The following is a 15,481-nucleotide window of genomic DNA, read 5'->3' on the forward strand; positions in this document are numbered from 1 at the left end:
ATTTCAGGAAAATTGAAAATAATCTATAAATCTTGGGATGAGATCTATATTAAAGTCAAAGGGCGGTGGATGTATATGTATGGTGCAGTCGATTCAAAAGGGAATACCATTGACTTTTATTTAAGGAAAAATGGAAAAATCAAATTAGCCAAGTATCTTTTCATATGCGCCTGTTCCTCATTTTATTAAGAGCTGAGTCCTTCCAATGTTAAGATTCAAGTCTCTTGACACGGCTACATCTATTATTTTGAGATTAGCAGTCATGCATATGATCTTAATACCATTACTATTTGGGTCCGTCCTCGGTCCCAAACCCTTATTGTAGAAAGAAAACCACCGGCATTAGACCGGTGGTTCTGACTTAGAAAGCAAAGCAAGTACAACCAATACCCCATTTAGTTCCATCTTTTCCTATTACGGTATGAGTGTGTTGATGGAGAGGGTTACTGCAACTATGTAACTTGTGATCATGGGCATCGTGAGAAAGTATATTGTGGGCTAGGTTAGCACCACCATAACCATAAACTCCCGTCGGTGCCCAATCAGGTGATGCTGGCGGCAATTCAGGTGACAAATTTTTAAATTCATCATTTCCATAAACAACCTGCCCACCCATAATGGTGAGTAATGATTCAAGGTCTTTGATTTCTTCTTCCGGCACAGTAAAGTAGTCAGCAGACAATACAGCAATATCAGCAAACTGACCTACTGCAAGGGTTCCCTTTTTACCTTCATCACCAGAGAACCACGCACTTCCTTTGGAATATAGTTCCAGGGCTACTTTTCTGTCAAGTTTATTTTTTTTATCGTATATCGAAAGACCACCAATGGTTTTTCCGGCAACCATCCAGTAAAGAGCAACCCAAGGGTTATAGCTGGAAACCCTGGTTGCATCACTACCGGCGCCAACAGGTATACCCAGGTCTAGCATACGATAAATCGGAGGAGTACGCTTTGCAGCTTCTTTTCCGTATAAATCAACAAAGTATTCACCTTGGAAAGCCATGCGGTCTTGGATGGCGATACCGCCATTTAAAGCCTTAACACGTTCCATACTACGATCTGAGATTGTTTCTGCATGATCAAACCACCAGCGTAGACCATTAAAAGGAATTTCTCTGTTGACTTCCTCAAAAACATTTAAGAAACGTGTTATTGACTCGTCATAAGTTGCATGTAAACGGAATGGCCAACGGTTTTCCACCAATAGAGAAATTACTTTCTTTAAGTCAGCTTCCATCACCGTAGCTAGTTCGGGCCGCGGCATTTGAAATTTTTCAAAATCGGCTGCCGAGAATACTAACATTTCTCCGGCACCATTCATTTTATACTTATCATTTCCTTGACCCGGAGAAACAATTTTTGCCCATGAAGCAAAGTCTTCATATTCATGATTTGGATTTTGCGTAAATAGATTATACGCAATACGCAAAGTTAATTGTTCCTTCTCGGCTAAATGTTCAACAACTTTGTAATCATCAGGATAATTTTGGAACCCACCACCTGCGTCAATGGCACTTGTAATACCTAATCTATTTAATTCGCGCATAAAATGGCGAGTTGAGTTAATCTGGTCGTCAAAATTAAGTACTGGAGCTCTACCCAAACTTGAATAAAGAATAGAAGCGTTAGGATTGGCAATTAAAAGCCCCGTTGGATTACCTCGTTTATCCCGCTCAATTAAACAGCCTGGAGGGTCTGGGGTATCTTTTGTGTATCCCAGTGCACGCAGCCCTGCACGATTTACAAGTGCTCTATCGTAAAGATGTAGCACAAAGACAGGCGTGTCTTCAGAAACAGCATTAATCTCTTCCAAAGTTGGCATCCGTCTCTCTTTAAATTGAAATTCAGACCAACCTCCAACTACTCTTACCCACTGAGGAGCAGGTGTACGCCTTGCCTGCTCTCTGAGCATTTCCAGAGCAATAGCAAGTGATGGCACACCTTCCCAGCGCAATTCCATATTATAATGAAGACCTCCACGAATAACGTGTATATGAGAGTCATTCAAGCCCGGAATAGCTCTCTTTCTTTTAAGGTCTATTTTTTGGGTTTTTTCTGTGGCACTATCAAGAAGCTCATCTCCACCTACTGCAGTGACTAAACCATCAGTTATGGCGATAGCCGATACCTCAGGCTGAGATGGGTCAAGGGTAGTGATTTTTCCGTTATATAAGATCATATCCGGTAAATTCATGTTCACACCTCATCTACTTCCTATTATTCTGTAACCATGGATGAAATGTTTTACCGAGAATCGGCATGACTACCCATGATAGTAAGGACACTATACATACAGAAACAAAAAAAGCTGACATAATAGGATTCATATTTTTTATAATAGGTCCTATCACTTTAGGAACCAACATGCTAAGAGGCCATACACCCAGAAGGGTAACAATAGACATTTTCCATTTTGGCGGTGGAACTGGCGTTTTCGGAGTAACAAACCAATAAGCCAAACTGCTTTCAGTTTTGTAAGTTGGATTAGTAGCTTGAAATTGTTCTGCCTTTTTTAACAAATCTCGACGAATATCTGATTCTTGCCAAGCACGTAGATGCTCATACGTATCAAAGCGAAAAATAACAGTATACTCCCTGGATCCGTTATTGGGGACTATTAGATTTACGCCTAAATGCCCTGGAAATTTAGTAGCGGCAGCTTCGATTTCATGTCTCCATGTTTCAAACTGTTTTTCTCTACCTTCTTGAATTTCCCATGTAACAATCGTTGTTACTGCACCGCCAGCATCCATCGTGTTCCCTGTATGAGTTTCTCCGACAGTTACTCTTTCTTGTTTCATATTTTCCTGCTTGGAAGCGCGCCATGTACCATAGTATATGCGTATTCCACGCCTTGACCATAAGCGCCAGTGTGTTCTTTTACAATTTCCATAACAGCATCATAAGTGTCTTTGCGTGCCCAATCACGTTGGTATTCAAGTAAAACTTGAATTGCTGTCACTGGAATTGCTCCAGCTTGTTCTACACGACGCATAGCAGCATTATGTGCTGTCAAACTAGTACCACCTGAAGCATCATCAACTGCATAAACTTCATAGCCAGCTTTAATTGCTTCAAGCACAGGGAATGCAAGGCAAACTTCAGTCCAAAGTGCTGCAAATATCAATTTCTTTCTACCTGTTGCTTTAACTGCCTCAACAAATTTTGAATCTTCCCAAGAGTTCATTGAACTACGTTCTATAATTTCATGGTTTGGTAATATGTCAAGAATTTGTGGCCAAAAATAACCAGAAAAGCTGCGTGTTTCAACTGTAGTAAGAATAGTAGGTACGTTAAAAGCTTTTGCTGATTTAGCAAGCAGCATAACGTTATTAATCAATGTTTGTCTGTCAATGCTTGCAACCCCAAAAGTCATTTGAGGCTGAAAATCGATCAAAATTAATGCACTGTTCTCCGGGGTTAACAATTCTAAATTACTCATAATAAAACACTCCTTTTTTTGAAACAATTATATTTTCTGTTAATTTCAGCTGTAATCGTAAAAATAAAAGCTTGCTATACTTCTTAATTTAAAAGGGAGCGCTGATTAAATCAGCGCTAAATTTATACTATCCACTTTTAAAAAAAGTGATTTATAGCTATTTCTTAGGAATAAATTTATGCATTTTGTTTACTAAGATCTCGCTGAGCTCCCATATAGCTTCCAATTATATTTTGATAACCTGGAAGATTACTAGCAAGCAAATTGCCAAAACCTTCGACATCGTTGCGCCAATCGCGTTGTAATTCGCACGCTACGCTAAACCAGTTCATAAGTTGCACGCCACTATGTGCCATACGCGTATTGGCAGCATCTGCAACTTGTTTACTGAAAGTTCCTGAAGCATCAGTAACAGCAAATACTTCATATCCAGCTTTTATAGCGGAAAGTGCCGGGAAAGCAACGCAAACATCCGTAACTACGCCCGCGATGATAAGTTGTTTTTTTCCAGTTTCTTCGATTGCTTTTACAAAATCATCATTATCCCATGCGTTAATTTGTCCAGGTCGAGCTATTTTTGGTGCGTGAGGAAAGAGATCAACCAATTCTTGCATTAAAGGTCCGTTAGGTCCGTTTTCAAAGCTTGTTGTTAAAATAACTGGTAAATCAAAAAACTTAGCAGTGTGAGCAAGAGCTAAAACATTGTTCTTGAATTCATCAACACCATAGTCACGTACTAGTCCGGACATAAGACCAGTTTGATGATCTACTAAAAGAACGACAGCATCATCTTTGTTAATACGAGAATAGAGATCAGACATTATGTATTCCTCCTAAAAATTAAGTAATCGAAGAAAGTTTAAAAAGTGGAATATTATCATAAATTTCTTCGTTTGTTACGATTAGTTTATAACTAAACTGACCGTTAAAATTAATTTATCTATAAGCTTATGACACGTCAATAATTTTCTTAAAAATCAGAAAAAAGTTAGACTAATTTTTTAAAATGCTTGATCTCCTTTTATTAATCTAAAATAGGAGCTTTATCTATCCAATTTATAAATTGTTGTAAATAACGCTGAAGATAACGTTTTGTTTGTTCGTCAGTAAGTACTTTCTGATCGGAATCAATCTTTTCATGTACTTGGGAAATCAGTACTTTTTGAAATGGAATAACATGAACTTGCATGGCTTCTAGTATTTCTCTGATTTGCATTTGAGCATAAACAGTACCTAATCCCCCAGGAGTTGCACCAATTAAACCAACTGGTTTTCTGCTAAGAACAGCAGATTCCCGAGGTCTTGATGCCCAGTCCAATGCATTCTTTAATACGCCTGGAATTCCAGAATTGTACTCTGGACTTACAATAATGATACCGTCAACGTCCTGAATAGCAGATTTAAATGATGTCACTGTTTCTGGAACACTTATTTCTAAGTCTTCATTGAACAAAGGTAGATCATTTATCTCGATCCAACGAAATTGATGGGAATCATCCATCCCTGTTAATGATTGAGCAATGATTCGATTATAAGAGTTTTTTCTTAAACTACCACAAATAAGGCCTATGGTCTTAGTCATATATTTCCTCCTTTCGTTATATTAGTTATAGCAGCATTCACAGAACATGAAGCGCTATACAAATTTATAGTATTTGAAAACCAATTCATTAATCAATTCTAAATTATCTATAATTTCTATAGATGGTAACTATAGTTATTTTTACCATAAAATTGATTGGTTTTACCTATACATTCTATAGATAGAACAATATTGATAGTCACCTATTTTTGTTATTAGAATTGAATATGAGGAATGTTCAGCAATTAAGACCATTTGTTTAAGGAAGATAGTTAATTTGTTCTGCTTTATTAGTTTTAGGTACAGGTATCATCCTTGGCTTTTTTTGCAAACACTTCGTATTCTGGGACCTGCTCCTCCTATTCTAGGATTAATAGGTCTAATTAGCATGTTCTTAGGAGAACGGTTAGTTCCTTGGACTAAGATGTGGTTAAACCATCAATGATTATTAACATAACGTTATTTAATAAGGAGGTAATTAGATTATGTCGCATGAAACAAACACTTTAGAGGCAGAAATATTGATTCACAATGCAAATGTTGTGACTATGGACATAGCTAATCCGATGGCAACAGCAGTTGCGATTAGAGGTGACCGTTTCTTAGCTGTGGGTAACGATTCAAATGTAATGCAATACAAAGGGTCTTCGACTAAAGTGATTGATGCAAATAAGCGACTCCTAATTCCTGGATTAAATGACTCCCACATTCATCTCATACGTGGAGGATTAAATTTAAATTTAGAGCTACGTTGGGATGGAGTTCCATCGGTGGCTGATGCTTTGCGCAAGTTGAAAAAACAAGTGGATCGAACCCTCGCCCCTCATTGGGTTCGAGTAGTTGGAAGGTGGACTGAGTTTCAATTTCAGGAACGACGGATGCCGACCTTAGAGGAAATTAATCGGATTGCTTCGTCTTTTAGGTTAATTTCATGATGAAAAAAGTATTAGATGGGGAATTGTTACAAAAACAGAAAATGAATTCATCGAAACAATAGAGTTTCATGCTTAGAGTCCACAACATAAACGTGCATAAATAGGTTACGAGATTCATCCGGATTATTGAAGAAAAGAATATATATTAGAATATTTTTTGGAGGTAGAAGAATGGCAAAAATTACTGTAGGAACCGAAAATCAAGCACCCATTGAGCTATATTATGAGGATCATGGTACAGGGAAGCCAGTAGTATTAATTCACGGTTGGCCATTAAGTGGTCGATCTTGGGAATACCAAGTTCCTGCTCTCGTCGAGGCTGGATACAGAGTCATAACTTATGACCGTCGAGGGTTCGGGAAATCTTCTCAGCCATGGAACGGTTATGACTATGATACATTTGCTACTGATTTACATCTGTTACTAGAGCATATGGATCTCCAAGATGTCACACTGGTCGGATTTTCAATGGGTGGTGGAGAAGTAGCTCGCTATATCGGAAACTATGGAACAAATAGAGTAGAGAAGGCTGTATTTGCAGGAGCTGTACCACCATTTCTTTACAAGTCAGCAGATCATCCTGAGGGAGTATTAGATGATGCAGCAATTCAAGGATTTGAAAATGGAGTAAAAAGTGATCGCCTAGCATTTCTTGATGAGTTTACGAGAGGATTTTTTGCTGCTGGAGATCGAACTGACTTAGTCAGTGAACCATTCCGACTTTACAATAGGGATATTGCAGCGGGTGCATCGCCTAAAGGAACACTAGATTGTATCGCTGCTTTCAGCAAAACGGACTTCAGAGGAGATTTAGCCAAGTTTAATATACCTACCCTTGTTATTCATGGTGATTCAGATGCAACTGTTCCATTTGAATATAGTGGGAAGCTAACACATGAAGCAATTCCTAATTCTAAGGTAGCTTTAATAAAGGGTGGTCCACATGGGTTAAATGCAACACATGCTAAAGAATTTAATGAAGCACTGCTATCATTTTTAAAGGACTGATTACAAATGAATAGTTGTTAATTGATAGAAGAGGGGCATTTTACCTTTTCTGAAAAGGTTGTTGGTAAGCGATTAGTTACACTCTTAAATATCAACTTTTATCATAATAAAGAAAAACGTTATCTTTTTTATATTGTTGCAAGAAAAGATAACGTTTTTCTATTTAAAAATAATGCAACAATTACGATGTTTGGCGGTCTGAACAACCTTATCCTGATACGCTGCTTTTTACTCAATAGCATTTTTGGAATGGCTTTTGGTTGGATGTACCAGAAGCTGGGATTACAATATGCGATGATTGCACACGCTTTGGGACATGTTATTTTGGTATACTTCCTACTTTAGTAATAATAAAGGGTTAATACAAGCCATCACATCATGTGTAAACATAGCATGCACATTTAATAGAAGAGGTCAAAAAACGCTATTCTTCCTGTATATTTCTACAGAGAGAATAACGTTTTTTCGTTTTGGGGATATTTCAAAACCTTAGCTTGATGGACATGTGGCGGTACCCCTTAAATAAAATATTTGGTTGATAAACTATTAAGTTTCCCTTGAATATACTAGATACTTTTACCTACAATACCATTATTTTACATAAATCTAAATTTTCATACTTTACAATAAATTAACTCTGAGAAAATATAAATATAATATTTTTACATTACAATTCAAAAAGAGCCTATTAAAAAAGTACCATTTTTGGAAACGAAAGGGGGATTTCCGTGACGAAAAATCTCCTCTCATCCCGATCGATGGGAGGATGCCCGCCATCCTTGTAAAGCGGGGCGACCTTCTCCAGCACAATGGAGTCGTCGACATGATTGATATAATCAATGAGTTCCGCATCAAAGTTTCACTACGGCTCTGTTTTTTTACTCAATTTTACAAGCTTTTTGAACAGACTCTTAAAATACTTAAAATATGGAGGTTTTCTGTAATGAAAAGAATATTATCTATTTCCCTCGTATTCACGATGATATTCGTTATGTTATCGACCACCACAGACGCACTTGCAAACGAATCGGACGACAAACTCGTCAAAATCGACAATATGCAGCCAGTTTACGGTCAAACGATCACCGCCAGTGCAATCATGGGTCATGGGTCAGATGGCAAAAATCTCACATTTCAATGGCAAGTACAGGAATCACGTATAAGCGATAAATATATTAATGTCAAATCGGGTGGTACATCCAAAAGCTACACCGTAACGTTAAATGATATTGGTAAAAAATTACGCGTTGTAGTTAGTTTACCATCAAATGGTGACAAAAAAACTTCATTACCCACGAACGCAGTATTAAATGCCAACCCCCTTATTGCATCGATGAAATTCGATAATAATTTAAAGGACGATGTAAATCAAGAGGATTTGACAGCAAATGGAAATTATAGTTATGTAGACGGTGTGTTACCAGGGACCAAAGCTCTGCACTTAGAAAGCGGAGACGGCAATTATGTCGGTACGAAGCATAGCTTGAATTTTGGTAATGACAGTTTTACCACATCCTTCTGGTATAAGGGTGACACTAACAATAATCAGGTAATATTATCAAACAAGGATTTTACTAAGAGCTCTAACGAAGGCTGGGCGATTTATACATCAGCTAATTCGGTCAATATGAATTTAGGATTCCCGACCGCATCAGTAAAATTTGGGCGCGACACGTTTAATGCTTCCGATTGGCGTTACGTGACATTTGTTGTAGACAGAGATAAAATGCTCGCATCGTTGTATATTGATGGTTACAAAATGACTGAAACTTCGCTGGGGGTCGGAACTTTAGATACATCGAACCCATTAAATATAGGTAGCGACGGATTGGGCAAACATGGCGGTAATTCATTCGATATAGCTGATCTTAATGTTTGGAAAGGTGCATTTAGCGGTGATGTAGTTCAAGCGAATTATAATAGTTACGCTGTAAATAAAGTAGATATGAAGGCACTTAACGACAAAATATCAGAAGCAAATAAAATAATAGCAGACGGTCTCGGCAACGGCTTCAGCGAAACCGATTTTGATCATTTGAAAAAGGTCTTGAATACGGCAAATACGGTTGCAACAACGCAAAAAGAAAAATTATATACACAGGAAACCATCAATTATTACGAACGTGAACTAAACAACGCCATATTCATCTATCAAAAAAGCAATAAAACATTAACTCCCGCCGGTTTAAATATGATTGTGGACAGCGACCCGGAAGTAAGTGCTAATCCCGCAACAATCGCGCGCATTGAAAAAGATTACAGAACAGAACTGAGACTATTCCCACAGGCCGACGTACTCTTTATTCCTGGCGACGTTACCGGCGGTAACAACGCCAATGAATATGTGTGGATGAAAAATCTCACAGACATATACAATAAACTTAAAGGTGAGGGTCTGTTTGACAATACGAAGCTTTATATGGTAAGAGGCAACCATGATATGGGCGGCGCCGAACAATTTATACCTGTCGGTTCGGCGGGCGCGTGGAACGCCTCAACGAATTCATACGATAACGATTTCTTTAATAGTGCTTATAGGGTAAAGGTAAAAGGATATAATTTTGTGGGTTTTGACGGAAATTATAACAACGACAATACGGTGGGGAAAACCAAAAATTTCCTTGACCAAATTAAAAAAGAAGCGGATTACGATCCAACCAAACCCATATTTGTATCTTCTCACTACCCTATAAGCGGAACCGTGTGGGGATCGGCATGGAGCAGCGCGGCAAGTAATAATGTAGGTAAATATATTGCCGACAATAATTTTTCGCAGGTGGTATATATGTCAGGTCATACGCAATACGACCCGACCGACGAACGTTCTCACTATCAAGGTGCGGCTACGTATCTCGACAGCGGTGCGAGTTCATATTCCAGCTATATTGATAACGGTCCGTACGGCGGATATATAGAAGGCTCGTATATCAATTACAAAACCACACCTCGCATCGCGAATTTCATAGAGGTTTACGGTTCAAAAATTATCATCAAACAGTATAATTTAAGTACAGATGAATATGTAGGCACACCTTCTGTAAAAGTCGTTGGTGAAGGCAAAGAGGCCTTTACCTATAGCAGGAGCGATATAAGAGAACTCATAGCTCCGCAGTTTGAAGAGGGTATTACGGTCGATTCCTACAAAAACAACGAACTTGCTTTTACAATAAAGCAAGCAAAAGACAATGTGCGCGTTTTGGAATATAATATTCAGCTTATCAACAAGCTCACGGGGAAAGTGGACAAATCGTTTAACAGCCTTTCGCTGCCGTTAGACAAACCATTCGATGAATACAGACATTATAAGTTTACAGATTTGTCGCCGACTACTCCATATATACTCAGGGTATTCGCCGACGATTCCATGTATAACCGTTCGTCACAGGATATTGACATTGAGGCTCAAAGTGTTAATTTAAACAGCATCACTACGCCTGCTGACATAACAGGGGTGGCAATCGGAACGGCGAAGACAGCGGACGCCCTTGGATTGCCAAAGACAGTATCCTTGGTTTCCGATCTAGAAAACAGGGTGGATGCCGATGTGACATGGAATGTAGATGCTTCAAACTATGATCCCACTGTAAAGACTGCACAGACCTTTACTGTAAATGGAACTGTAACTTTGCCAGCTGGGGTGAAAAATCCCAATAACGTGCCTTTGACAACAAGTATTAAAGTAACGGTTAATAAGATCCCAGCGTGGACCGCCGCAGTTACCGCTTCATCGTATTACAATGCCGATTATTCTCCCGACAAAGCGTTCGATGGCACCATAGGGCAATCGGGTAGAGGCGAATGGGCGTCCAAGGGAGAACAGAATCCATGGATCCAGCTGAATTGGACGACGAATCAAACGTTCAACAAGATTATCTTCAATGATCGGCCCAATTTAGATGACTGGGCGCCCGGCGGAACGCTTACCTTTAGCGACGGAAGCACTGTGACGGTTTCAGGAATCCCGAATGACGGGAGCGCTTATTCTGTAACTTTCCCTGAAAAGACGGTGACATGGGTCAAATTCCAGGTATCCGGTGGAAGTGGACCAAATGTCGGTTTGTCGGAAATGAAAATTTTCGCGCCGGCGCTTCCGGCTGCGGAGATTAGCGTCCTTGAAACAGAAACTGTAAAGAATTAGCTTCTAACTTAAAAGAATTTATTGTATTGAATTCACACAGGTGTCATCACATTAGCGACATTTAGGATGGATCGGTAATGAAACGGGGGGAGATCAATTTTCTCCCCCTCATTATTTGGACGATTAATGGTACCCAAGGTGTACTAAAGCTGCATTTCCTCGCTCTGCAACGGGATACCGGCTCATATTTCATATGTAATGTGACAGTCGCTGGCGCCGTCGGTGTAGAAATTGACCTAATTGTTGTCAGTCGGTTGTTGTGAAAGATATTGACAGACACTGGGGGTAAAGACGCCATTGAGAAGCTTGCTAGCGCAGGAGTGATTACCGGATATGATGACGGGACGTTCAAACCGAACAAAACGATTAACCGTGAAAAAGTGGTTATTATTCTATCCCGTATTGTGGACTTAAGTAAAGTGGACAAAGATGCTTGCCAAAGGGGCAACTTTGCGGATATAGCAAGCGCAAGCTCTTATGCAGCAAACCAAGTCAAGGATGCGGAAAAAGCGGGAATCATCAGCGGCAAGGGCAATGGCTTATTTGATCCGAAGGGCAACTCCACACGCGCAGAGGTACTTACGATCGTTCTGAACGCATTGACCCTTAACCCACAAGTAAAAACACTCTTGGACAGCTTGAAATAAGTCGAGCGACATGTTCAAGTTGCAGATTGAACGTTCGTAACCGGATAAGCTATATTGCAGATTGTATTACTAACATTTCATGAAAAGGGGTTCCGCTATGAAGCAGCGTTCATTTCTGTCCATGTTCATCATCATGATCTTATTATTTTTTGGGACTGCCACAACTTCACTTGCGCATTCCGTAAATATGAATTACTCGGATTTAACCATTGAAGGGAACGAGATTCTCTATGATCTTTTTATTGAACAAACAGACTTGTTTCCAAAATTCGGTACTGACCTGGATAATCTGGTGAACGATGAACTGGCCCAGCAAAAAATCGAATCCTATCTACAGAAAGGTCTTCGCATAGATGCGGATTCGAAGCCCTTAATGATGGAATTGGTTTCGATGAACATGGCGCAAAAGGGTACCGTAAGAGGCATGGAATTTCAACTGAAGTTTATCGCCGATGAAGAAATCAAACAATTTAATCTTCATTACGATTTGGTGTTTGACGATGCGCCTGCTCATACGAGTGTACTCATGGTCCATGCAGGGGAATATTTTCAGCAGGATATGATTGATAGCACTAATAGAGATATTCTGATCAACCTTCCCCATATTGATAGCACTAAAAGTGATAATCTGAGCGACGTTCCCCAGCCTAAGATTGGCGCTGTTTTGTGGAAATACTTTAAGCTTGGAATCGAACACATTTTGACAGGTTATGATCATTTGTTGTTTTTGTTATCCTTAGTATTAATCGCATCTCGCTTCAAGGATGCGTTGAAAATTGTTACTGCTTTTACAATCGCCCACAGCATAACACTATTCTTGGTGGCCACCGACCGTATTCAGGTCAGTTCGCATTGGGTCGAAGCCTTGATTGCCCTGACGATCTGTTATGTGGCAGTGGAAAATATGTTTGTTCAAAAGGCGAAATGGAGGTGGATATTGACAGCCATATTTGGCCTGATTCACGGTATGGGCTTCGCCGGGGCTTTAGCTGAAACAGGACTTCCAAAAGAAAATCTGATTGGCTCACTCCTGATGTTTAATTTAGGTGTGGAAACAGGCCAACTATTGATCTTATGCCTAGTACTGCCCCTCTTGATATGGCTACGAAGGTTCCCTTGGTATCGTAAAATGATGATCTCAACGTCTTGCCTTATTTTTGTGCTGGCATTTTATTGGTTGATTCAAAGATTGTAATTAGGCTATTTATTGATCAATACGAGAGTTAGCGGTATTTTTGCTAGCTCTTTTTTATTATTGCGTGTCTAGCCAAGTCAGGCACAACTAGCTGGTATAGTCCGGTCGAGGTAAGAGCCTAGTCGGCTCGTAGCTGACAGGCAGCTCGTGAAGAGATCCTATCTGATCGGGGTTCACAGTATGTGTTGGAGGATTATTAGAAACCCACTCTTATAGACATGTAGAGGAAATGACCGGAATTTCTAAAAGTACCTTAATCCGAGCTAAAAGAAAGATACTTATAAAATGATATTAGCAGGATTCAATTAAATAATTTGAAACGCAGGATAATTAAGTGGCCAAAATCACTATGTCTGTCTTATATCTTTTCAGTATCCTTGTAGAGAAAAGGCCAGCTGCCTACTAGTCGTTTTCCTGGAATTTTAAAAAGAACCTTCAGTATGCTAGTTAAATATTATTCAAGAGAAAACATTAAATTAGAACAATAGGTTCGAATGGTCAGGCACGAGTTGCTGAAGCTCTTCTTTTTACTTGAATTAAAATTAGAAATAATAAAAAAGCCCCTACATTTTAGTTATTCAATTAAAGGGCGCGATTGTTGAACAAGAAGTAAAAGGGTGATACATATTATATATGACTAATATGTATCACCCTTTATTTTTTATGACTTTTTACGAATTAGGTCTTGATAATATTTTTTAAACAACTTTCTTATTTAGTTACAATGATAATTTCCCTTACTGTTTAATATACGCCCATTTATAACTATACACTCCAGCAAAAGGTCTAATGCAAACATCTTTCACATATGGTCGTTCCAGATACACAAGTCCAGCTTGATAAATAGGAGCAATGGCTGTATCGTCTTCTATGAGAATTTTTTCGGCATCTTGGAAAGCCTTCCAGCGAGCAGGTAAATCTGTTAGTAGGGAAGAACCAGCATTATGGATAAGCTCGTCGTATTTTGGATTGGAATAGTTCATTCGGTTAAATGAGCTACCTGTTATAAACATATCTAAGAATGTCATTGGGTCTGGATAATCAGCACCCCATCCAGAAAGGGAAATTTCGTAATCCTCTTTAGATTCATGTTCTAAATATACTTTAACAGGAAGTTGCGTTAATGTAATGCTTAATCCTGGTAAATTTTTTTCGAGTTCACCTTTTAAAAATTCAGTAATCTTTTTATCATTTGAATCATCAGTGCTTAAAATTTCTAATGTTATAGTTTGGGTGCCTAATTCCTTTTTAGCAAGTTCCCATAATTTTTTTGCTTCTGCAACATTCGTCTCTATTTTTACATTACTTGTACTGCGAAAATCTTTGTTATCAGGTCCTTTTACAAATCCCTGTGGAATGAGTGCATTGGCTGGAATAGAACCATTGTTTAAAATTGTATTAGCAACGCCTTTTTTATCAAAAGCTAAGCTAATGGCTTTTCGCGCATTTTTATTTGCAAGAACTTGATTTTTTTGATTGAAACGTAAGAAAACTGTTGTTGGTCGTGCTAATTTTTTTAAGCTATCACTATCTTTGTATTTATCTACGAATTCAGCGTTAATAGTTGCTCGGTCTACTTGTTTTGCTTCAAATAGATTGACAGCTGTTGAAATATCTTTGACGATATGAGCATTAATTTCTTCTAATTTTACATTTTTATTATCCCAGTAATTTGGATTTTTCGTCATTTTATATTCTTGTTCATGTTTCCATTCACTTAGTACGAATGGTCCGTTATAGATTGCATTTTTAGCTTCTAATCCGAAATTTTTCCCTTGTGATTCTACGAACTTTTGATTTAAAGGATAAAACGTGGCAAATCCCATTAATCCAAGGAAGTATGGAACAGGATGTTCAAGTTGAACTTCTAATGTTTTGTTATCGAGTGCTTTTACACCTAATTCATTTAAAGGAAGTTCTTTTTTATTAATTTTTTTCGCATTTTTAATATCAAATAGAATTTGTACATATTCTGAAGCTGTTTCAGGGTTTACTGCACGTTTCCATGCATACACAAAATCATGAGCTGTTACAGGATCGCCGTTTGACCATTTCGTATCACGCAGTTTAAATATATAGGTTAATCCATCTTTACTCACTGTATGAGATTCTGCAGCTCCAGGTACAGGCTTTCCCTCAAGGCCAGGCATGTATAAGCCTTCCATGACGTTATTGAGAGCGCCAAAGGATAAGCCATCTGAGGCAATTGAAGAATCTAAAGTTGAGATTTCGCCTGATTCTACAATATTTAAAACTGGTTTTCTTTTTTCTTGCGTTTGAGTAGTGGCTGTTTCTGATTTGTTTTGGTTACATGCTGATAAAATAATAGAAATCATAAGAATAAGAACAATGGACAGTTTTAGTTTTGGTTGCATTTTTCGTCCTCCTGTTTATTTGTCCATAAGTATAAACTTATATTTCTGAAAATTCAATAAAATAAACTTAGGATTAATAAAAACTTATAGGGATTGTATGATATAGTTCGTGCAGAGTAAAAGAAATGAACATGAAATATGAATACTCCCCCACTT

Annotated in this window: 13 protein-coding genes and 2 pseudogenes; 9 read left to right on the plus strand and 6 right to left on the minus strand. The window is 38.5% G+C overall.

The features are described 5' to 3' along the window. Nucleotides 1-36: 36 nt before the first annotated feature. Nucleotides 37-165 (plus strand): annotated as a pseudogene (locus tag CN326_RS09325) (DDE-type integrase/transposase/recombinase); the annotation flags it as partial. A gap of 196 nt (nucleotides 166-361) precedes the next feature. Here CN326_RS09325 and CN326_RS09330 read toward each other — a convergent pair. From CN326_RS09330 to CN326_RS09350, 5 genes are all read right to left on the minus strand, one after another. Further along, entirely contained in the window at nucleotides 362-2,197 is a 1,836-nt protein-coding gene (locus CN326_RS09330; RefSeq protein WP_141525012.1) for an amidohydrolase, read from the minus strand. Nucleotides 2,198-2,210: 13 nt separating this feature from the next. Then, nucleotides 2,211-2,804, minus strand: a complete 594-nt coding sequence (locus tag CN326_RS09335; protein WP_098308566.1) for an antibiotic biosynthesis monooxygenase — start codon at nucleotides 2,802-2,804, stop codon at nucleotides 2,211-2,213. Further along, the gene (locus tag CN326_RS09340) at nucleotides 2,801-3,445 is read right to left on the minus strand and encodes a hydrolase (RefSeq protein WP_098308568.1); all 645 of its coding nucleotides are present in this window, start codon (nucleotides 3,443-3,445) and stop codon (nucleotides 2,801-2,803) included. Before CN326_RS09340 ends, CN326_RS09335 begins: the two co-directional genes overlap by 4 nt. A gap of 176 nt (nucleotides 3,446-3,621) precedes the next feature. Continuing rightward, on the minus strand, nucleotides 3,622-4,266 hold the full coding sequence (gene ycaC, locus CN326_RS09345; protein ID WP_098308570.1) for an isochorismate family cysteine hydrolase YcaC: 645 nt from the start codon (nucleotides 4,264-4,266) through the stop codon (nucleotides 3,622-3,624). A 203-nt stretch (nucleotides 4,267-4,469) separates the two neighbouring features. Next, nucleotides 4,470-5,027 carry an NADPH-dependent FMN reductase gene (locus CN326_RS09350; protein WP_098308572.1) on the minus strand — a complete coding sequence of 186 codons (558 nt, stop codon included), beginning with the start codon at nucleotides 5,025-5,027 and terminating at the stop codon, nucleotides 4,470-4,472. 325 nt (nucleotides 5,028-5,352) lie between these two features. Here CN326_RS09350 and CN326_RS09355 point away from each other — a divergent pair, with 325 nt between their 5' ends. From CN326_RS09355 to CN326_RS24130, 8 genes and pseudogenes are all read left to right on the plus strand, one after another. Next, nucleotides 5,353-5,472 carry a DUF1427 family protein gene (locus CN326_RS09355; protein ID WP_253629201.1) on the plus strand — a complete coding sequence of 40 codons (120 nt, stop codon included), beginning with the start codon at nucleotides 5,353-5,355 and terminating at the stop codon, nucleotides 5,470-5,472. A gap of 40 nt (nucleotides 5,473-5,512) precedes the next feature. Then, complete coding sequence (locus tag CN326_RS09360) at nucleotides 5,513-5,962, plus strand: amidohydrolase family protein (RefSeq protein ID WP_255258111.1); 450 nt, start codon at nucleotides 5,513-5,515, stop codon at nucleotides 5,960-5,962. A 171-nt stretch (nucleotides 5,963-6,133) separates the two neighbouring features. After that, complete coding sequence (locus tag CN326_RS09365) at nucleotides 6,134-6,970, plus strand: alpha/beta fold hydrolase (RefSeq protein WP_098308574.1); 837 nt, start codon at nucleotides 6,134-6,136, stop codon at nucleotides 6,968-6,970. A 21-nt stretch (nucleotides 6,971-6,991) separates the two neighbouring features. Then, on the plus strand, nucleotides 6,992-7,315 hold the full coding sequence (locus tag CN326_RS25035; RefSeq protein ID WP_255258112.1) for an abortive phage infection protein: 324 nt from the start codon (nucleotides 6,992-6,994) through the stop codon (nucleotides 7,313-7,315). A 598-nt stretch (nucleotides 7,316-7,913) separates the two neighbouring features. Further along, nucleotides 7,914-11,108 (plus strand): DUF7402 domain-containing protein, encoded by a 3,195-nt coding sequence (locus CN326_RS09375; RefSeq protein ID WP_218007845.1) that lies wholly within the window; start codon nucleotides 7,914-7,916, stop codon nucleotides 11,106-11,108. Nucleotides 11,109-11,377: 269 nt separating this feature from the next. Continuing rightward, complete coding sequence (locus CN326_RS09385; protein ID WP_255258113.1) at nucleotides 11,378-11,755, plus strand: S-layer homology domain-containing protein; 378 nt, start codon at nucleotides 11,378-11,380, stop codon at nucleotides 11,753-11,755. 97 nt (nucleotides 11,756-11,852) lie between these two features. Then, on the plus strand, nucleotides 11,853-12,950 hold the full coding sequence (locus tag CN326_RS09390) for a HupE/UreJ family protein (protein ID WP_098308577.1): 1,098 nt from the start codon (nucleotides 11,853-11,855) through the stop codon (nucleotides 12,948-12,950). Nucleotides 12,951-13,143: 193 nt separating this feature from the next. Then, a pseudogene (locus CN326_RS24130) lies at nucleotides 13,144-13,239 on the plus strand (recombinase family protein); the annotation flags it as partial. Nucleotides 13,240-13,687: 448 nt separating this feature from the next. On the opposite strand, the gene CN326_RS09395 reads toward CN326_RS24130, so the two are convergent. Beyond that, nucleotides 13,688-15,325, minus strand: a complete 1,638-nt coding sequence (locus CN326_RS09395) for a peptide ABC transporter substrate-binding protein (protein WP_098308579.1) — start codon at nucleotides 15,323-15,325, stop codon at nucleotides 13,688-13,690. Between the last annotated feature and the right edge of the window lie 156 nt (nucleotides 15,326-15,481).

The sequence above is a fragment of the Bacillus sp. AFS018417 genome, from assembly GCF_002560985.1.
Classification (GTDB): domain Bacteria; phylum Bacillota; class Bacilli; order Bacillales; family Bacillaceae_G; genus Bacillus_A; species Bacillus_A rhizoplanae.